Annotated in this window: 15 protein-coding genes and 1 pseudogene; 9 read left to right on the top strand and 7 right to left on the bottom strand. The window is 75.1% G+C overall.

Annotation, left to right across the window (positions count from 1 at the left end):
• Window positions 1-21: 21 nt before the first annotated feature.
• Window positions 22-1212: a lactonase family protein gene (locus tag ACH4FX_RS04805; RefSeq protein WP_398475156.1), complete on the top strand. Its 1191-nt coding sequence runs from the start codon at window positions 22-24 to the stop codon at window positions 1210-1212.
• Window positions 1213-1404: 192 nt separating this feature from the next.
• Here the strand turns inward: ACH4FX_RS04805 and ACH4FX_RS04810 are convergent, their stop codons facing one another.
• The 4 genes from ACH4FX_RS04810 to ACH4FX_RS04825 all read right to left on the bottom strand — a co-directional run bounded on the left by ACH4FX_RS04810 (window position 1405) and on the right by ACH4FX_RS04825 (window position 6141).
• Window positions 1405-2148: a transglycosylase family protein gene (locus tag ACH4FX_RS04810; protein WP_398475158.1), complete on the bottom strand. Its 744-nt coding sequence runs from the start codon at window positions 2146-2148 to the stop codon at window positions 1405-1407.
• Between the two features lie 512 nt (window positions 2149-2660).
• Window positions 2661-4853: an ABC transporter permease gene (locus ACH4FX_RS04815; RefSeq protein WP_398475160.1), complete on the bottom strand. Its 2193-nt coding sequence runs from the start codon at window positions 4851-4853 to the stop codon at window positions 2661-2663.
• 40 nt (window positions 4854-4893) lie between these two features.
• Window positions 4894-5685 (bottom strand): molybdate ABC transporter substrate-binding protein, encoded by a 792-nt coding sequence (gene modA / locus ACH4FX_RS04820; protein WP_398475162.1) that lies wholly within the window; start codon window positions 5683-5685, stop codon window positions 4894-4896.
• A 60-nt stretch (window positions 5686-5745) separates the two neighbouring features.
• Window positions 5746-6141, bottom strand: a complete 396-nt coding sequence (locus ACH4FX_RS04825; protein WP_398475164.1) for a molybdopterin-binding protein — start codon at window positions 6139-6141, stop codon at window positions 5746-5748.
• Window positions 6142-6447: 306 nt separating this feature from the next.
• Here ACH4FX_RS04825 and ACH4FX_RS04830 point away from each other — a divergent pair, with 306 nt between their 5' ends.
• Window positions 6448-7317: a triphosphoribosyl-dephospho-CoA synthase gene (locus ACH4FX_RS04830; RefSeq protein WP_398475166.1), complete on the top strand. Its 870-nt coding sequence runs from the start codon at window positions 6448-6450 to the stop codon at window positions 7315-7317.
• 85 nt (window positions 7318-7402) lie between these two features.
• Here the strand turns inward: ACH4FX_RS04830 and ACH4FX_RS04835 are convergent, their stop codons facing one another.
• A complete protein-coding gene (locus ACH4FX_RS04835) occupies window positions 7403-8176 on the bottom strand; it encodes a PaaX family transcriptional regulator C-terminal domain-containing protein (protein ID WP_398475168.1) in 774 nt (257 codons plus the stop codon).
• A gap of 71 nt (window positions 8177-8247) precedes the next feature.
• On the opposite strand from ACH4FX_RS04835, the gene ACH4FX_RS04840 reads away from it, so the two are divergent.
• Window positions 8248-9906 (top strand): acyl-CoA dehydrogenase family protein, encoded by a 1659-nt coding sequence (locus ACH4FX_RS04840; RefSeq protein ID WP_398475170.1) that lies wholly within the window; start codon window positions 8248-8250, stop codon window positions 9904-9906.
• Window positions 9903-10685 (top strand): crotonase/enoyl-CoA hydratase family protein, encoded by a 783-nt coding sequence (locus ACH4FX_RS04845; protein ID WP_398475172.1) that lies wholly within the window; start codon window positions 9903-9905, stop codon window positions 10683-10685. The genes ACH4FX_RS04840 and ACH4FX_RS04845 overlap by 4 nt, the downstream gene beginning before the upstream one ends.
• 147 nt (window positions 10686-10832) lie before the next feature.
• Here the strand turns inward: ACH4FX_RS04845 and ACH4FX_RS04850 are convergent, their stop codons facing one another.
• Window positions 10833-11885, bottom strand: a complete 1053-nt coding sequence (locus tag ACH4FX_RS04850) for a GlxA family transcriptional regulator (RefSeq protein WP_398475174.1) — start codon at window positions 11883-11885, stop codon at window positions 10833-10835.
• Between the two features lie 153 nt (window positions 11886-12038).
• Here ACH4FX_RS04850 and ACH4FX_RS04855 point away from each other — a divergent pair.
• The 5 genes and pseudogenes from ACH4FX_RS04855 to ACH4FX_RS04875 all read left to right on the top strand — a co-directional run.
• Window positions 12039-12889: pseudogene (locus tag ACH4FX_RS04855) on the top strand (NAD(P)-dependent oxidoreductase); the annotation flags it as partial.
• 619 nt (window positions 12890-13508) lie between these two features.
• Entirely contained in the window at window positions 13509-14360 is an 852-nt protein-coding gene (locus tag ACH4FX_RS04860; RefSeq protein ID WP_398475176.1) for a YndJ family protein, read from the top strand.
• 55 nt (window positions 14361-14415) lie between these two features.
• Window positions 14416-14952 (top strand): DUF1990 family protein, encoded by a 537-nt coding sequence (locus ACH4FX_RS04865; protein ID WP_398475178.1) that lies wholly within the window; start codon window positions 14416-14418, stop codon window positions 14950-14952.
• A 132-nt stretch (window positions 14953-15084) separates the two neighbouring features.
• On the top strand, window positions 15085-16335 hold the full coding sequence (locus tag ACH4FX_RS04870; RefSeq protein ID WP_398475179.1) for a metallophosphoesterase: 1251 nt from the start codon (window positions 15085-15087) through the stop codon (window positions 16333-16335).
• Window positions 16336-16565: 230 nt separating this feature from the next.
• Window positions 16566-18743: a SpoIIE family protein phosphatase gene (locus tag ACH4FX_RS04875; RefSeq protein WP_398475181.1), complete on the top strand. Its 2178-nt coding sequence runs from the start codon at window positions 16566-16568 to the stop codon at window positions 18741-18743.
• A gap of 61 nt (window positions 18744-18804) precedes the next feature.
• On the opposite strand, the gene ACH4FX_RS04880 is transcribed toward ACH4FX_RS04875, so the two are convergent.
• On the bottom strand, window positions 18805-19484 hold a 680-nt coding region (locus ACH4FX_RS04880; protein ID WP_398475183.1), incomplete at its 5' end, for an FG-GAP repeat domain-containing protein.

A 19484-nucleotide genomic window follows, 5' to 3' on the forward strand; every position in this document is an offset into this window, starting at 1 on the left:
TCCGGACCTCCGAGGTGTGGCATGGACAGCACGGCACGGACGGCGACCGACCGCCGCCGCTTCCTCCGTAAGGCCGCGGCGGGCGCCGCGCTGACCGTGGCCGGGGGCGGCCTCGGCGGCGCGGCGGCCCCTGCGCAGGCCCGCTCCCGGCCGCGCGCCAGACCGTGCGCGACCCGGCCACTGTTCCTGGGCACGTACACATCCGTGCCGGGCGGCGGCTCCGGCGTGGGCCTAGGAACCTACGACACCACGACCGGCCGGATCACCACGACCGGCGTGATCGATGGCGTCGCCGACCCGTCGTACCTGGCGCTCTCCCCCTGCGGCCGGACCCTCTACACGGTCAACGAACGGCAGCAGGGCACGGTGACCGCCATCGCCCTGCGCGACGACGGCCGCCACCGGGTTCTGGGCAGCCGCCCCACCGGCGGCGCCGGGCCCTGCCACCTGTCCGTCCATCCCGGCGGACGCTGGCTGCTGAGCGCCGACTACCTGTCCGGAACCGTCGCCGTCCACCCGATCGACCCGGCGCGGCACGGCGCGCTCGGCGCGCGGACGGACCTGCTCACCCACACCGCCCCGCCGCCAGGCCCCGGGCAGGACGGGCCGCACGCGCACCAGATCGTCACCGGCCCGGACGGCCGCCACGTCCTCGCCGTCGATCTCGGCAACGACACGGTCTACACCTACCGCCTCGGCCTCGCCGCCGGACGGCTCGCCCCGGTGTCGTACGCGACGCTGCGGCCCGGCGCCGGCCCCCGGCACCTCACCTTCCACCCGTCGGGCCGCCACGCCTACCTGGCCAACGAGGTGGACAACACGGCCGTGGTCTGCGCGTACGACCCGGCCACCGGCACCCTCACGCCCGGCGCACCCCAGCCCACCGGGACCGGCCCCGGCACCAGCTACCCGGCTCAGTTCCTGGTGACCCGCGACGGCGCCTTCGCCTACCTCGCCAACCGCGGCCACAACAGCCTGACGCGCTACGCGGTCGAAGCGGCGGGCGCCCGCCTGCGCCTGCTGGACACCGTCCCCACCGGCGGCGACTTCCCCCGGCACATCGCCTTCTCCCCGGACGGCCGGCTGCTCTTCGCCGCACACCAGAAGTCCGGTTCGGTGACGGTGTTCTCGGTCGATCCCCGGCGCGGCGGGCTGCGGCGGCTCGGCGAGCCGTTCCCGGCGCCGGTGCCGGTGTGCGTGCTACCGCGCTAGCGCGCCGCGGCGGGCGGCACCGTCGTCCCCGGGCATGGCGCAGGCCGTCCGCGGCGCCACGGACGGCCTGCCGGTGCCCACCGCTTCCCGCGGCGGCCCGCCCGCCCCCAGTCGGGCCGCCGCTCCGGGGAATTCGTCACGGAGGATTCCCGGAAGGGTGGGAAGGAAATACGCGCGGCCGGACTATCGCGTTCAGCCGGTGCCGGGCCGGGGAACGGCCAGCCGCATTCCCGGATAGATGAGGTCGGGATTCGCGCCGATCACCTGACGGTTCAGCCGGTAGAATTCCTGCCAGCCCCATCCGTAGGCGTACGCCAGCCCGCTCACCGTGTCCCCCGGATTCACCACGACATGGCTGCCGGATTTCCGGTGCGGCCGGGCCTTGTACTGCTTGTGCTGCCCGTAGTGGCTGCCGTACCGCTGGTGCCGGTGCCGCGGGCTGCGCAGCCGCTCGCGCGTCCGGCCGCCGTCGCCCGTGCGGGCCCGGGTCTCGGCCCGCGGCGCGGACCGCTGGACGGTGCTGTGCGGCGCGCTGTGCCGCGCGCCGGACGAGCGCAGTCCCAGGCGGGCCGAGCAGGCCGGCCAGGCGCCCCAGCCCTGGCGCGCCAGCACCCGCTCCGCCACCCGGATCTGCTGGGCCCGGGACGCCCGCGACGCCCGGGACGCGTACTTGCCGCCCCCGAAGGAACGCCATGTGGAGTGGGCGAACTGGAGGCCGCCCGAGAAGCCGTTCCCGGTGTCGGCCCGCCAGTTGCCGCCGCTCTCGCACCCCGCCAGGCGGTCCCAGGTGGCACCGCTGCGGGCTTCGGCCGGCCCTTCGGCCGCCACGTTCAACGCGCCGGCGGCCAGCAGGACCGCTGCCGCCGTCGCTCCCCGGGCCCCGCGCCCCCGGACCTCACCGCGTCCGCTCGTTTCCGATCCCTGAGGAAATTCCATCGACGTGCTCCCGTCCTTCACCGCGCGGTTTCCCGGCGGCTATGGAGATGCATGACGTCCGTCGGCGCAGGCTCTTTCCCGGGCTTTTCCGCGGGTTTCCTCCCGCGTTTTCACCGGGGCCGGTACTGCGTTTTCCGGGCCGTCATGAATTCGACGAGTACGAGACAACCACGGGCACGGTCCGCACCGTCAGAGCGCGCGGTAGCGCCTGCGCCGAGCGGCCTGCCCCCGCACCGCCGGAGCGGGGGACGACGGCTCCGCATGGCGCCCCCTCGTGCCGGGTAGGGGCGCACCTCCCGGGGCGGAGCGCATGGCCTGCACGGGCGTATCGAGCGCTTGTCCGAGCCGGGGGTGCCCGCGGAGCGCACCGGAGGGCTCGGGGCACGCGCGGCGGGGGTCCGCACGCACCGCGCACGGGCCCCCGGGGCGGCGCAACGCCGCCATCCGTACGGAGGGTTTCGGTCCGGGGCGGTGCGGCGGCCGGGCGCCCGGGGCACCGGTACGGGCCGGGGTCACACCGGTACGAGCGTGACCTCGGTCGCCTTGACGCTCACCCAGACCTCGGCGTCCTCGGCCAGGCCCAGTTCCGCCGCGGCCTGCGGGGTGATCTCGCCGACCAGGTCGGGCACCTGGGGCGAGGCGACCAGCACGCGCAGCCGGCTGCCGAGCGCGGTGATCTCCCGAACCCGCCCCGGCCAGACGTTGCGGGGGCTGCCGGAGGGGCGTTCCCGGTGGACGGAGACCGCCTCCGGCCCGATGATCGCCAGCGCGCCGGTGCCCTCGGGCAGCGGGTCGGCGGCCACCAGCCGCCCGGTTCCGGCGAGCCGCAGGCCGTCGCCGGTGGCCGTGCCGGGCCAGGCGTTGCGGCCGAGCATCCGCGCCACCCACGGCGAGCGCGGGTGCCGGGCGACCTCGGCGGGGGCCGCATCCTGGAGGGCCCGCCCGTCCTCCAGGACCAGGACGCGGTCGGCCAGCGAGACCGCTTCGACCGGGTCGTGGGTGACCAGCAGGCAGACGCCGCCGAAGCCGGCCAGGTGCCGGCGCAGGGTGTGCCGGACGTGGGCGCGGGTGCTCTGGTCGAGGGCGGCCAGCGGCTCGTCGAGCAGCAGCAGCCGGGGGCGGGCGGCCAGCGCGCGGGCCAGCGCGACCCGTCCGGCCTGGCCGCCGGAGAGCTGGGCGGGGCGGCGGTGCGCGAGGTGGCCGACGCCCAGCCGGTCCAGCCACCGCTGGGCCTCGCGGCGGGCCTCGGCGCGGCCGGTGCCGTGGGCGCGCAGCCCGTACGCGGTGTTGCCCAGGGCCGTCAGGTGCGGGAAGAGCGCGCCGTCCTGCGGGACCCAGGCGACGCCGCGGCGGTGCGGCGGCAGGGCGGTCACGTCGCGCTCGCCGAGGGTGAGCGCGGCGTGCGCCCGCGGGGTGAGGCCGAGCAGGGCGCGCAACAGGGTCGTCTTGCCCGCGCCGTTGGGGCCGACGACGGCGATGGTGGTGCCCGGGGCGGCGTCGAGGGTGAGCCGGTTGAAGCCGGTGATGTCCGCGTGCAGCGGCCAGCGTGCGGGGAGCGGGCCGTCGCCGGGGGCGTCGGGGGCGGTGCGCCCCGGACCGGCCGCCCCGGTGTGCGCGGTGGTGGCGGCGGCCGGGTCCGGGGTGGCGGGCGTGCCGGGAGCTGCGGATGCGCCGGTCATGTGGTCCGGCCACGTGCCGCCGGCATCCGGTGCCCCGTCGCCCTCCGCGTCGGTGCGCGTCACCGCGCCGCTCGTGCGCCCCCGGGCCGGGCCGCCCCCGCCCGCCCACCGGCCGCGCAGGGCGACCAGGACGGCCATCGCGACCACGAGCAGCAGCAGGGAGACGGAGGTGGCGGCCTCGGGGCTGTCCTGGAGGAGCAGGTAGACCTGGAGGGGCAGGGTCTGGGTGACGCCCGGCAGGTTGCCCGCGAAGGTGATCGTCGCGCCGAACTCGCCCAGCGCCCGCGCCCAGGTGAGGGCCGCTCCGGCGGCGAGTCCGGGGGCGACCATGGGCAGGGTGACGGTGGCGAAGACGCGCAGCGGCCCGGCGCCGAGCGAGGCGGCCGTCTCCTCGTAGCGCGCGTGCAGCCCGGCCAGCGCGCCTTCGAGGCTGATGACCAGGAACGGCATCGACACGAAGGTGGCCGCGACCACCGCGCCCGCGGTGTGGAACGGCAGCTGTACGCCGAACCAGCTCTCCAGCCACCCGCCCAGCAGGCCCCGCCGCCCGAAGCCGAGGAGCAGCGCCACCCCGCCGACGGTCGGCGGCAGCACCATGGGCAGCAGCACCAGGGAGCGCACCAGGGCCTTGCCGGGGAAGTCGACGCGCGCCAGCAGCCAGGCGAGCGGGACGCCGAGCAGCAGGGACAGGCCCAGCGCCCAGCAGGACACGATCAGCGAGATCCGCAGGGCTTCGGTGACCCCGTCGGAGGTCAGATGGGTGCCGAGGTCGCTCCAGGAGGTACGGGCGAGGATGCCGGCCATGGGCACCAGCAGGAACGCCACGGCCAGGACGGCGGGCACGGCCAGGGCCAGGGGGGCGCGCCGTCCGGGGACGGCCTTCCGGGCGCGCCCGGGGAGGGGGGCACGTCCGGCGCCGGGTCCCCGGCCGCGCTCCGTGCCGGGCGCGCGGTCCCGGCCGTCGGCGGGCGCCCGGTCGCGTGCGGCACCGGGTTCGCGGTCGCGTTTCCCGAGATCGCGCTTCATGACGTCGCGGTGCATGGCGTGCTCGCGGCTCGCGGTCCGGTCACGGCTGCTGGAAGCCCGCGTCGCGCAGGATCTTCTGCGCCTGCGCGCCGCCGAGCCACTTCACGAACGCGTCCGCCTCCTTGGCGTGCCGGGAAACCTTGAGCGTGGCGGCCGGGTACTCGGCGATCGCGTTCTGCTCGTCCGGGATCCGGACGGCGTCCACCTTGTCCGGCGCGGTCATCGCGTCGGTGGCGTAGACGATGCCCGCGTCCGCCTCGCCCAGCTCGACCTTGCTCAGGACGCCGCGTACGTCCTGCTCCTGGGAGACCGGCTGGACCGTGATCCCCTGCCGGTCCAGGACCTTCTTGCTGTAGCGGCCGACGGGCACGGCGGGCGCGGCCAGCACGACCTTGAGCTTCTTGGCGGTCGCCAGGTCGGCCAGCCCCTGGACGTGCTTGGGGTTGCCCTCCGCGGTGGCGATCACCAGCCGGTTCCTGGCGATGACCCGCGGCTCGCCGGTCTTGCCGTGCAGCCCGTCCATGGTCCGGGTGTCCGCGGTGACCAGGGCGTCGGCCGGGAAGTCCTGGTTGACCTGGGCCGCGAGCTGCTGCGAGCCGGCGAAGGAGAACTTCACCGTGGTGTCGGGGTGTTCCTTGTGGTACGCGTCGGCGGCCTTGGCGAAGACGTCGGTCAGCGACGCGGCGGCGAGGACCTTGATCGTGGTCCGGCCGCCGTCCGCGGCGGACGAGTCGCCACCGCTCCCGCAGGCGGCGGCGAGCGGGGCGAACACGGCGACGGTCAGGGCGGCGGCGACGGCGCGGCGACGGGTGACGCCGGAGGTGCGGGACATCGGGATCGGCTCCTTGGTGACGCGGGGCGCGGGGACGCGGGAGGCGGTGGGCCGTGCGCGTCAGACGCGGTCGATATGGACGTTCGTCGACTTCACGCGGGCGGTGGCCCGCATGCCGACCTCCAGTCCGAGTTCCTCCACCGCTTCCCGTGTCAGGAGGGAGACCAGCCGGTGCGGACCGGCCTGGATCTCCACCTGCGCCGCGACGTCACCCAGCTTGATCGCCGTGACGATGCCGGGGAAGGCGTTGCGGACCGAGGTGTGGGAGGTGTCCTCCTCCGTGGCGCCGTTCTTGGCGAGTTCGGTGGAGAACGCGGCCAGGTCGCGGCCGTCGATCAGCCGGCGGCCGGTCTCGTCCCGGTGGGTGGGGACCCGGCCGGCGTCGGCCCAGCGGCGGGCCGTGTCGGGGCTGACGCCGAGCAGGCGTGCGGCCTGGCCGATCGTGTAGGACTGCATATGCGGCACCGTATGGCAGACGCTCTCTCATCTGCAATTGATCCGTGGGAAAGCACCTTGTATGTGCGACCTGGACTGGAGGATGTGCCAAAGCCGGCCGCGGGGCGCCGGATCGGCCCTGTGGTGTGCCGGGGCCGCGGCCCGGGGGCGGAACCGGACAGACCAGGGGGCGGCGCATCGGACGCGCGGGCGAAGCCGTACTCTTTTGGGAGGGATTTGGGAGGGCACGGCGTAACACGGAGGGAGCGCGACCCGATGGGTACTCCTACTTCTTCAGCCCGTGCTGCGGTCCGCGGCCGGTCGATCATGAAGAGGCTACGGCCGGAGGCCGCGCGCGACGACGTTCCGGCCACCTACGAGCGCCCCGTTCTGCACACGGTCCCGCACCCCTCTCCGGACCGTCCCCTTCCGCTGCGGCTCGCCGATCTCGCCGTCGCCGCCTGCACGGCGCAGACGGTCCTGGCCCCGAAGCCCGACCCGCTCGCGCTGCACGCCGCCGAACTGCTGCACGCCCCCTTCGCCTCCATGGCCGAGGCCGCCATGGGCCGGCCGCTGGACCGGCGGCTGCGCGAACAGCTCGGGCGGCTGGGCCGGGCGGGTGAGCAGCGCGCCCTCCAGGCGGGGCCGGGCGCACCCGGCAAGCGGGGTGCCCTGTGGTCCGTGGGGCTGCTGGTGGCCGGTGCCGCCGCCACGAACTGCCGCTCGGACGTGGAGACCTGTGAGGCCGCGGCCACGCTGGCACGCCTGCCGGACGGCGGCGCCCCGGCGGCCAGCCGGTCGCCGGGCGGCCGGGCCCGGCAGTACTACGGCGTCCCCGGCGCCGTCGGCCAGGCCCGCTCCGGCTTCCCGAACGTCCTGGGCGTGGCGCTGCCCGCCCTGCGCCAGTCGCGGGCGGCCGGCGCCTCCGAGGTGACGGCCCGGATGGACGCGCTGCTGGCGCTGCTGTCCACGGTCGACGACACCACGCTGCTGCAACGCGGCGGATCGCAGGGCCTGTTGTCGGTCCAGATGGACGCGCGCGACGTACTGTCGTCGGGCGGCTTCGGCACCCCGCGCGGACGCAAGGCGTTCGTCCGGCTGGACGCGCGGATGGCCCGCAACGGCCTCACGGCCGGGGGCAGCGCGGCGCTGCTGTCGGCAACCCTCTTCCTGGACTTCCTGTTCGAGGGCCGCTGACTTCGAGGGCCGCTGACTTCGAGGACGCTGACGCCGAGCGCACCGGCTTCGGGGGCCGCCGAGGGGCCCGCTCCCCCGGCGGTGCTCAGGCCGTGCTGCCGGGCGTGACGTACTGCCGCAGGAGTTCGCGTATCTCGGACTCGAAGGCGTCGTAGCAGCGGCGCAGTTCGGCGCCCGGCCAGTCGGCGGGCAGCAGGGCGTCCGGCAGCAGCGGGTCGGCGAGCAGGTGGCGCAGTACGGCGGCGGAGACGGTGAAGCGCGCCGCCGGTGAGGCGGCGCCGGACAGCGCGGCCAGCAGGGCGCGGGCGTGCGCCGCCCAGCCGTCCAGGTCCCACAGGCCACGGGCCAGCGCGGCCGGGTCGCCGTCCGGGGCGCCGGTGAGCAGGGTGCACTGCCGGGCCACCACGGCCGGGCGGGTGCGCTCCAGGTTGGCGGGCCGCAGCCAGGTGCCTTCGCGCAGTTCGGCGAGCCGCAGTTCCGCCATGGCCTGGCGCAGCGCGGCCCGTTCGGCGGCCGGGCGCGCTTCGGCGGTGACCACGGCGATCTCCCAGCCGCCGTCCCAGTGCCGGGTGCGCGGCGAACGGCTCTCGTCCTGCCGCGTCTGGCGCTCCAGCAGCCGCGCGGTGAGCCCGTACGTCCCTTCCTGCTGCTGGAGGTCGCCCGCGGCGACCATCCGGGAGAGCGCGACGCGGACGGTGCCCTCGGCGATGCCGAAGAGTTCCCCGACCCGGACCAGGGCGCGCGCCGGGAGGCGGGGCGGATGGTGGCCGAGGAGGGTGCTGAGCACGATGGAGCGGGCGGTGAGGGGCCGCAGGCCGAGGTGCGCCGCGGTGTCGCGTACGGAAGTGTCGTGGTCCATCGGCCGGAATCCTAACCGCACCCGCTATTACACCCTTCCATCGCTTGTCCTGTTTCTGTAACGTCCACGGTATGACCGTCACCCATGAAGTCGTGAATCAGGCGCCGCCGCTGACCGGGTTCAGCGCGGCGGACGACCCGGTCCTGCCGGCGGCGCTGCGCCGCGCGGACGCCGGGTGGGGCGAGCCGGAGGTCCGGGAACTGGGCGCGCTCGCCGGGACGGAGGAGATCCAGGAGCAGGCCCGGATGGCCGAGGAGCAGCCGCCCCGGCTGCGCACCCACGACCGCTTCGGCCACCGGATCGACGAGGTGGAGTTCCACCCCGCCTGGCACCGGCTGATGACCGTGGCGGTGGAGCACGGGCTGCACGCCGCGCCGTGGGCGGACCCGCGGCCCGGCGCCCATGTCGTGCGCGCGGCGAAGTTCTACGTCTGGTCGCAGGCCGAGCCGGGACACGGCTGCCCCGTGTCCATGACGTACGCCGCCGTCCCCGCCCTGCGCGCCGAACCGGCGCTGGCGGAGCGGCACGAACCGCTGCTGGCGGCCCGTGCGTACGACTACGGGCTGCGGCCGCCGCTCGCCAAGACGGGCCTGATCGCGGGCATGTCGATGACGGAGAAGCAGGGCGGCTCGGACGTGCGGGCCAACACGACGCGGGCGGTGCCGGCGGGCGACGGCACGTACCGCATCACCGGCCACAAGTGGTTCACGTCCGCGCCGATGAGCGACGTGTTCCTGGTGCTCGCGCAGACGGCGGAGGGGCTGGGCTGCTTCCTGCTGCCGCGCGTCCTGCCCGACGGCACCCGCAACGGGATGCGGCTGATGCGGCTGAAGGACAAGCTCGGCAACCGTTCCAACGCCTCCTCGGAGGTCGAGTACGAGGACGCGGTGGCCTGGCCGGTCGGCGAGCCGGGGCGCGGTGTGCGCACCATCGTCGAGATGGTGAACATGACGCGGCTGGACTGCGTGATCGGCTCGGCGGCCGGGATGCGCGCCGGACTGCGGCAGGCGCTGCACCACACCGCGCACCGGCACGCGTTCGGCCGCGCGCTGGCCGAACAGCCGCTGATGCGGGCGGTGCTGGCGGACCTGGCGATCGAGTCGGAGGCGGCGACGACGCTGGCGATGCGGCTGGCGACCGCCGTGGACAAGGCGCAGGCGGGGGACACGGGCGAGGCCGCGCTGCGCCGGCTCGCGCTGGCCGTCGGCAAGTACTGGGTGTGCAAGCGGGGCAGCGCGCACGCGGCCGAGGCGCTGGAATGCCTGGGCGGCAACGGGTACGTGGAGGAGTCCGGCATGCCGCGGCTCTACCGCGAGGCGCCGCTGCTGTCGATCTGGGAGGGCTCGGGCAACGTCGCCGCGCTGGACGTACTGCGCGCGCTCGCCAAGGAACCGGCCTCGCTGGACGCGTACTTCGCGGAGGTGGACGCGGCGGCGGGCGCCGACCGGCGGCTGGACGCGGCCGTCGCGGGCGTCCGCAAGATGCTCGGCACGCTCGGCGATCCCGACCAGGCGCAGCGCGCGGCCCGGTCGCTGGCGGAGCGGATGGCGCTCGCGCTCCAAGGCGCCCTGCTCGTACGGCACAGCCACCCGGCGGTCGCGGACGCGTTCTGTGCCTCCCGGCTCGACGGGGAGTGGGGCCACGCCTTCGGGACCCTGCCCGGCGGCGCCGACCTGACGGCCATTCTGGAGCGGGCGCGGACCGGCTCCCCGACGGCGAGCACCGGATGAGCGGCGACGGGCCGGGGAGCAGCGTACGCGTCGAGCGCTCCGGGCCGGTGACGACCGTCATCCTGTCCCGGCCGCGGGCGCGCAACGCGGTGGACGGCGCGACGGCCGCCGCGCTGGCCGATGCCTTCCGCGCCTTCGCGGCGGACGACACGGCGCACGCCGCCGTCCTGTGGGGCGAGGGCGGCACGTTCTGCGCGGGCGCCGACCTCAAGGCCATCGGCACCGGGCGCGGCAACCGGGTCGCGGCGGACGGCGACGGGCCGATGGGCCCCACCCGGATGCACCTGGACAAGCCGGTGATCGCGGCGGTCGCCGGGCACGCGGTGGCGGGCGGACTGGAACTGGCCCTCTGGTGCGATCTGCGGGTGGCGGAGGAGGACGCGGTCTTCGGGGTGTTCTGCCGCCGCTGGGGCGTGCCGCTGATCGACGGCGGCACGGTACGCCTGCCTCGCATCGTCGGCACCGGCCGGGCCCTGGACATGGTGCTGACCGGGCGGCCGGTGGGCGCTGCCGAGGCCCTGGAGATGGGCCTGGCCAACCGGGTGGTCCCGCCGGGACGGGCCCGCGCCGAGGCCGAGGAGCTGGCAGCCGCCATCGCCCGCTTCCCGCAGGCCTGCCTGCGCAGCGACCGCGCCTCCCTCCTGGCGCAGGAGGGCCTGTCCGAGGAGGCCGCCATGGCCCAGGAACTCCGTTACGGGCAGGGCGTCCTGGCGGAGGCGATGACGGGCGCGGCGCGCTTCGCCGCGGGGGCGGGGCGGCACGGGGCGGCGGACACGTAGGACACCGGCCGGTGCGGGTCGTTGGGCGCGTAGGACCGCGGGCCGGTACGGAAACGGACATGTGGGTCCGCGGGCCGGTACGGAAACGGACATGTGGGTCCGCGAGCCGGTACGGGAGGGGCGCCGCCCTGCGCGTACCGGCCCGTCTCACCCCGCGAGCGGCGTCACCGATGCCTCCGGGGTCTCCGGCACCGTACGGGGAAACGCCCGCCGGTAGTCGGACGGCGAGACCCCGACGCGCTTGAGGAAGTGGTGGCGCAGGTTGTTCGCCGTGCCCAGCCCGCTGAGTTCGCCGATCTTCTCGACCGGCAGGTCCGTCGTCTCCAGCAGGCTCTGGGCGCGCGCCAGCCGCTGGTCGAGGAGCCACTGGAGCGGGGTCGTGCCGGTGGCCGCCTGGAGCCGCCGGCAGAACGTCCGCGGGCTCAGCGCGGCGCGCTCGGCCAGGTCCTCGACGGTCAGCGGCCGGTCGAGGCGGGCGCGGGCCCAGGCCAGGACCGGGGCCAGGCCCTGGTCGTCGGTGGCGGGCACCGACAGGTCGACGAACTGGGCCTGGCCGCCGGGGCGGTGGGCGGGGACGACCATCCGGCGGGCCAGTTGGTTGGCGACGTGTGCGCCCAGGTCGCGCCGCACCAGATGGAGGCAGAGGTCGAGCCCGGCGGTCAGCCCGGCGCTGGTCAGCACGTCGCCGTCGTCCACGTACAGCACCGAGTGGTCGACCCGCACCTTCGGGTAGCGCGCTGCGAGTTGCGCGGTGTGCATCCAGTGGGCGGTGGCGCGGCGCCCGTCGAGCAGCCCGGCCGCGGCGAGCGCGAAGGCGCCGGTGCACAGGGACACCATGCGGGCACCGGCGCTGTGGGCGCGGCGCAGCGCCGCGATCAGGGCCGGTGGCAGCGGCCGGCCCTCCTCCGCACAGGGATCGGGCACCGAGGGGACGATGACCGTGTCCGCGCCGGCCAGGTCGTCGAGGCCGTACGGAGTGCGCAGCGCCGGCCCGGCCGCGCCGGCGGGGCCGTCCGGGCCTGCGGGGCCGTCCGGAGCGCCCCGCTCCCCCGTGCCGCACAGCCGCAGCTCGTACCACGGTTCGGCCAGGTCGGGCTGCGGCTTGCCGAAGGCCGTGCAGGGGATGCTCAGTTCGTACAGGTTCCAGGACGGGACCCCGATCTCCTCGGTCACGACCACCGCGACGGAACCAGCGCTCATCCCCGAAGGGTAGGCAACCGCGGGGCATGGCAGGAATTTGGTGCCGGCCGTCACCACTGTCACTGGTTGCCGCCGCCGCGCGCTGCGAGCGTGGTCCGTACGTGATCAACCGCCGGCACCGACCACCGCCGGCGGACGTACGAGGAGACACATATGCGAACCGAACGCGCGGCCGTGACGGTACTGGGGCTGGGATCGATGGGATCGGCGCCGGCCGCCGCGCTGCTGGAGGGCGGCCACGCGACCACGGTCCGGAACCGTTCGGCGCACCGCGCCGGGCCGCTGGCGGAGCGCGGCGCCGCGGTGGCGGCGACCCCGCGGCGGCGGCCGCGGCCGGCCCGCTCGTCATCGCCTGCGTACTGGACCACGCGGCCCTGCGCGCCGTCCTCGACCCGGTGGCGGCCTCGCTGGCGGGCCGGACGCTGGTCAACCTCACCTCCGGCTCCCCGGAGCAGGCCGCGGAGGCCGCCGCGTGGGCGCGGTCGCACGGTGCGCACCACCTGGGCGGCGCGATCATGACGACACCCCCGGGTGTCGGCAGCCCGGAGACGATGTTCCTCTACAGCGGCGAGCGCGCCGTGTTCGAGACCCACCGCCCGGTGCTCGCGGCCCTGGGCGACCCGCTGTACCTGGGCACCGACCCGGGCCTGGCCTCCCTGTACGACGCGGCCCTGCTCGGCCTGATGTGGGCCGCCCTGACCGGCTGGCTGCACGGTGCCGCCCTGACCAGCTGGCTGCACGGCGCCGCCCTGGTCGGCGCGGAGGGCACCCCGGCCAGCGCCTTCACCCCGGTCGCCGTCCGCCGGCCGGGCGCGGTGAGCGGCTTCCTGACGACGTACGCGCCCCGGGTGGACGCCGGCCACTACCCGGGCGACGACGCCACCGTGGACGTCCAGATCGCCGCGATCGACCACCTCCGCCACGCCGCCGCGGCGCGCGGCATCGACAACGCGCTGCCGGAACTGCTCAAGGCCACCATGGAGCGGGCGCGCGCCGCCCACGGCCTCACCTGGACCTGCCGGGAAACCCTCGACCACCTCGCCCTCGACCACCTCGCCCTCGGCCTGACCGGATACGCGGGCCTGCTGATCGCCCGCCCCACCGACCGCTACATCACCCTCTTCGCCTCCCCCGCCCCGCAGGCGCCGGTCCCCGCCTGTCTGGAGGGGCTGCGCATCGCGGCCTCCCTCCTCGGTTCCACGGTCCGCGACACCCCGGCCGATGTGCGTGCCTGGCCCCCCTGGGGGCATTCCGACGCCGCCGGTTTCGCGGCCATGGGCATCACGGAACTCGTCCTGCACACCTACGACATCACCCGCGCGCTGGACCTCTGGCCTGGGCACCGGACGACGGGCTGTGCGCCGCCGTCCTGGCCCGGCTCTTCCCGAACGCACCGGCAGCACGGTCCGGGCACCGCCCGTTCGACGTCCTGCTCTGGTGCGCGGGCCGGGCTGCGCTCCCCGGTCTGCCGCGGCGTACGGAATGGCGGTGGGACGGCACAGTGCGCTGAGCCCACGCGGTACACCCCAGGGCCGCTGTTGAACGCGTTCAACCCGTCACGTACTGTCTGCCGTGACGGGTTGAACGTGTTCAAGCCGGCTTCGGGCCGGGTCTGGGGGCATCATGACCGCACTGGTCGATCTCATCGTCATGCTCGGCATGTTCGTCGTGGTCCCGACGGGACTGGCGCTGCTCGGCGAGCCCGGTACGCGGTGGCTGCGGCGCTGCTGGCCGGTGGCCGCGGCGGCGGGCGCGACCGCGCTCTGGCTGCCGCGCGGCGCCGCCGCCACCGCCCTCGCCGCCGGCTACGCGCTCGCCACCGTCGTCCTCGCGCTGTACGCGCCCCGCCGGCTGGCCCGCACCCGCAGCCTCGTCCCGGTCGAGATCGCCGCGCTGACGGCCCTCGTCACCCCGGCCGTCGCCGGAATCGCCCTGGTCGCCGAGCGCTCCGGTCACCCGCTGTTCGGCTTCGACCTGGAGATCCTGTCGCTGACCGTGCCGCACTTCCATTTCGCCGGGTTCGCCGCCGCCCTGATGGCCGGGCTGGTCTGCCGTGCCGCCCGCCCCGGCAGGGCCGGGCCGCTCGCCGCGCTCAGCGTGCCGGTGGGCACACTGCTCGTCCTGGCGGGCTACTTCGTCGACGACTGGGCCGAGCTGGCCGGTGCGGTGGTCCTCACCGCGGGCATGTGGCTGGTCGCCCTGGTCACCTGGCGGGACGTTCGGACCACCGCACCGGACCGGACCACCCGGGCGCTGCTCGGCACCTCGGCCGCCGTCCTGGTCGCCACCATGCTGCTCGCCCTGAGCTGGGCGCTCGGCGAGGCAACCGGCGTCCCGCACCCCACACTGGCATGGATGGCGGCCACCCACGGCCTCGGCAACGCGCTGGGCTTCGCCCTGTGCGCCCTGCTCGCCTGGCGCCGCCTCCGGGACGAGCCCACCGCCTCCGCCCCGGCCGCCCCCGCAGCCACGTGACCACCTCCGACCGCATCCACGCCCCGAGTCCGTCCTCCAGGAAGCAGGCCCCGGCATGACCACCGGCAGCACCCCCGCTCCCCGCCCCTTCAACTACACCGAGGAGGGCGCCACCCGCCGCCGCCCCCTGCCCGGCGGATACCGCCATCTGCACGAGGCGACCTACCTCGGACACGGCCGCGCCGTCCTCGAAGCCGCGGGACACGCGGTCACCTCCTTCCGGATGCACCGCGCGGCGGGCGTACGGGTACGGGCCTCGGCGCCGGAAGCCGCGCCCGGCGTGCGGGTGGAGTGCGCGCTGGGCCTCGGCCCGCTGCGGCTGTGGGCACCGTGCCAGGTGGTGTGGAGCGAGTACGAGAGCGAGCGCATCGGCTTCGCGTACGGCACGCTGGCCGGCCATCCGCAGCGCGGCGAGGAGTCGTTCGTGGCCGAGATGCGGGCCGACGGCTCGGTGTGGTTCACGATGACGGCGTTCAGCGTGCCGGGCCGCTGGTACACACGGCTGGCGGGGCCGCTGGTCCCGCTCTTCCAGCGCCTGTACGCCCGGCACTGCGGCCGGATTTTGCGCCGGCTGGCCACGCGGGGCCGCTGACCGGGTGCCGCCCGGCGGCTCCACCGGCACGCTGGTGGCCGGCCGCCGCGCCACGCCGTCCTCCCCATACGTCCACACGCCGTTCATCGCTCCGTCACCAGTTGCCCCGCCTCCCGTGAGAGAAAGCCAGCCATGTGCGACGACGAACTGATCCCGCCGCGGGCGGACCTGACCGAGGACCAGTGGCTGCGGACGGCCGGCCCCGGCCTCCCCGGCACCACCGCACCGGCCGGCACGCCGGACACGACGGCCGCGGCGCACGGGGTGCACCGGCGGACGCTGCTGGGCGGCGCGGTGGCCGGGGCCGCGCTGGCCGCGCTGCCGTTCGGGGCGCCGCGGCCCGCCGTCGCCGCCGCGCGGGCGGCCGGTCCGGCGCGCTTCCCGCTGCCGTCCGCGCCGGGCCCGTCCGGTGAGTACGCCGTCCTGGTCACCGGTGACGCCGGAACGGGCAAGGCGGAGCAGTACGCGGTCACCGCGGCGGCCAAGGAGGTCTGCCGCGCCGAGCACATCGGGCTCGCGGTCGGCCTCGGGGACAACCTCTACGAGAACGGCCCGGAGTCCGACGACGACGCGGAGTTCGAGGAGAAGTTCGAGCGGCCCAACACCGGCATCGACGTGCCGTGGCTGATGGTCCTGGGCAACCACGACTGCTCGGGGCTGGTGCCCGGCAGCGGCGGCGACCCGGCGCGCGGCGACCGGGAGGTCGCCTACGCCGCCACGTCCCGCCGCTGGTACATGCCGGGCCGCTACTACAACGTCGCCCTTCCGGCAGGCGCCCAGGGCGACCCGCTCGTCGAGTTCTTCGCGCTCGACACCAACCCGGTGGCCTCGTACGTCGTGCAGTTGGACCCCCACTACCGGTGGAACGGCCCGTACATGCGCGAGCAGCGGCGCTGGCTGGACGCCGCGCTGCGCGCCTCCCGCGCCCGCTGGAAGGTGGTCCTCGGCCACCACCCGTATCTGAACAACGGCAAGCACGGCAGCGCCGGTTCCTACGACGGCTTCACGACCGGGCACTACACCAGCGGCGTCCACCTCAGGGAGCTGTACGAGGAGGTGGTGTGCGGGCGCGCCGACGTGATCATGTCCGGGCACGACCACACCCTCCAGATCCTGGAGCCCACCGACCGGACCCGCGGCACCCGGCAGCTCGTGTGCGGCGCCGCCTCCAAGACGGGTGACGGCACGGCGCACTTCACGCATCCGGCCGCCTGGCAGGACTTCGCCCGGCACGGGTTCATGGTGCTGAAGGTGTCGGCCGGGGCGATGACCGTCGACGCGTACACGGTCGACGTCGCGACGGGGAAGGCGCGGCTCGCCCACCGGACGCGGACCACCCGGCCGGTCGCGGCGGGCGCCCGGGTCCCCGCCGGGGCGCGCTAGCACGAGACGGGCCCCCACCAACCCTCTCAAAGTGCGCAAACCGGGACACCGCCCTAAGGTGAGCCCATGGCCGCTTCCCGGTTGCGATGGTCCCCCTACGGCGGACCGCGAACGGAAGCGGCGGGCGTGGTGGCCCCGGCGCCACCGGTCCCGGTCGCCCGGCGGGCGGCCGGGGCCGGGGCGCCTTCGGCCGCCGGTCCCCACCCGGCCCGTACGGGGTGCGGGGACCCATGACCGGACACGACACCACCCCTCCACCGCCGGGCCGCTACGACCCGCGCCGCGGCGGCGGACCGCGCCGGACCGCCGGGCCCGGCCCCGGCACGGACGGCACCCGCCGCCCACCGCCGCGTCCCCCCATCGGCCTCGCCGAGCGGCTCGCCCTCAACCGGACCGGCACCTTCGACTGGGACCTGGACAGCGGGACGCTGGACCTGGACGCCTGCGGGCTGGAGGTCTTCGACCTGCGGCCGGACGAGTACGGCGGGCGGCCCGGGGCACTGGCCGCCCGGATCCCGCCCGAAGAGGGCTACCGGCTCGACGCGGCGGTCTCCCAGGCCGTCCAGGACGGGGCGCCCTCGTACGGCACGTACTTCCGCGTCCTGTGCCGCGACGGCACACCCCGGTGGACGCACGCCCAGGGCCACATCCTGCGCGACCGGGACGGCCGTCCGTACCGGATCGTCGGACTCGTCCGGGAAGCGGGGACCGAACCGGCCGACTCCGGCCTGCTGCGGTCCCTCCAGGAGAACCGGCAGCGGCAGACCGTGATGGTGCAGCAGACCACCGCCGCGCTCTCCCGGGCCCTGTCGGTCGCGGACGTGACCCGGGTGCTGACCGGGACCGGCGGGGCCCGGCGCTTCGGTGCCGACGCGCTGATCCTCGGGCTGGTCGACAACGACCGCTTCGAGGTCATCGCCGTCGCCGGCCTGCCCGGCACCACCCCCGAAGGCATGGATGTCTCGCGGCTCGACGACACGCTGCCGCTGTCGGACGCCGCTCTCAGCCGCCGGGCCGCGTTCCTGTCGTCACGCGGCGAACTGATCGCCCGCTACCCGCGGCTGCGGCCGTACCTGGACCGGATACCCACCGGGAGCGCCGTCTTCCTGCCGCTGGTGGCGCAGGACCGGGTCATCGGGGCGCTCGGCCTGTTCAACGCCGTACCCAAGCAGCACACGGCGGAGGACCGGAACCTTGCGCTCGCGCTGGCCGGCGTCGTCGCCCAGTCGCTCCAGCGGGCCACGCTCTTCGACCAGGAACGCGAGTTCGCGACCGGGTTGCAGGCCACGATGCTGCCGCGGGTGGTCCCGGACATCGCCGGCGGCGAGGTCACCGTCCGCTACCACGCGGCGAGCACCGGCCGGGACATCGGCGGCGACTGGTACGACGTCATACCGCTGCCCCAGGGGCGGACGGGGCTGGTGGTCGGCGACGTCCAGGGGCACGACACGCACGCGGCGGCGGTCATGGGCCAGCTCCGCATCGCGCTGCGCGCCTACGCCACCGAGGGCCACGCGCCGGAGACGGTGCTCGTACGGGCCTCGCGCTTCCTCGCCGAGCTGGAGACCGAACGGTTCGCGACCTGTACGTACATCCAGGCGGACCTGGAGTCCGGCGCGCTGCACGTCGCACGGGCCGGCCACCTGGGGCCGCTCATCTGGGACGCCGCCGGGCACACGGACTGGCACCCCGTACGCGGCGGACTGCCCCTCGGACTCGCCACCGCGTTCGGCCAGGACCACTTCCCCGAGACCCAGCTGTTCCTGGAGCCCGACTCCACGCTCCTGCTGTGCACCGACGGCCTGGTCGAGACGCCCGGCGAGGACATCACCGCCGGGATCGACGCACTGGCCGCGGCGGTACGGGACGGCCCCGCCGAACTGGAAGCACTCGCCGACCGGCTCTCCGACCAGCTGTGGGCGCGGTCCGGCTCCGACGACGACATGGCCCTCGTCCTCCTGCACCGCGCCCCGTCCGCCGGAACCACCGCCGCCACCCCGCGCTTCCGGCTCCACGTCCACCAGGCGGACCCGTCCGGCGCCTCCGAGGTACGGGCGATGCTGCGGCGCACGATGGACCAGTGGCGGGCGGGCCCGATCGCGTACGACATCGAGGTGGCCGCCACCGAACTCATCACCAACGCGCTGACGCACACGGACAGCGGGGCGCTGGTCACGGTGGAACTCCTCCCCACCCGCCCGGGCACACCGGGCGGCGCCCGCCGCCGCATCCGCCTGGAGGTGGAGGACCGCTCCAGCCGCTGGCCCCGCCGCCGCACCCCCGGCGAAACCGCCACCTCCGGCCGCGGCCTGATGATGGTCGAAGCCCTCTCGGACTCCTGGGGCGCGGAACCGAGAGGCAACGGCAAGGCCCTGTGGTGCGAATTCGCCCTGCCGGGCGAGGAATGAGGGCGGGGGGCCGGTCGGTGACCGGACCTACTCGGACCGGCCCGGAACGCCGTCGGCGGGGTCAGATGAGATCGCTGCGGAACCAGTTCCAGGACTGCGCGCTCTCCCAGTTCTTCACCGGAGCCGCGAATCCGCTACCCGTACTGGTGAAGGACCACAGGCCGGTGCTGTTCGAACCGTCGTCCCGTCGGCCGTAGTTGTAGAGGGTGCCGATGTCCGTCTTGCCGTCACCGTTGAAATCACCCGACGTCACCTTGCTGGCGTCAGCGTTCCAACTGTCGCTCCCGGAGTCCCACTTCTTGGCCGGTCCGGTGAATCCTGAGCCGGTGCTCGTGAGGCTCCAGAGCGCCGTGTGATTCGTTCCGTCCGCTTCCTGGCCGTTGTTGTACAGAATGCCGATGTCCGTCTTGCCATCACCGTTGAAATCACCCGACGTCAACTTCGAACGGTTCCAGTTCCACGACCCGGTCGTCCGGTCGTCGTTGTCCCACTTCTTCACCGGACCGGCAAAACCGGACCCAGAACTGGACAGAGTCCACAGCGCCGTCATGTTCTTACCATCGGCCTGCTGACCACCGTTGTACAGAATGCCGATGTCCGTCTTGCCGTCGCCATTGAAATCACCCGACGTCAACTTCGAACGGTCCCAGTTCCACGACCCGGTCGTCCGGTCGTCGTTGTCCCACTTCTTCACCGGACCGGCAAAACCGGACCCAGAACTGGACAGAGTCCACAGCGCCG

This window comes from Streptomyces sp. NPDC018019 (genome assembly GCF_044327805.1).
Taxonomy (GTDB): domain Bacteria; phylum Actinomycetota; class Actinomycetes; order Streptomycetales; family Streptomycetaceae; genus Streptomyces.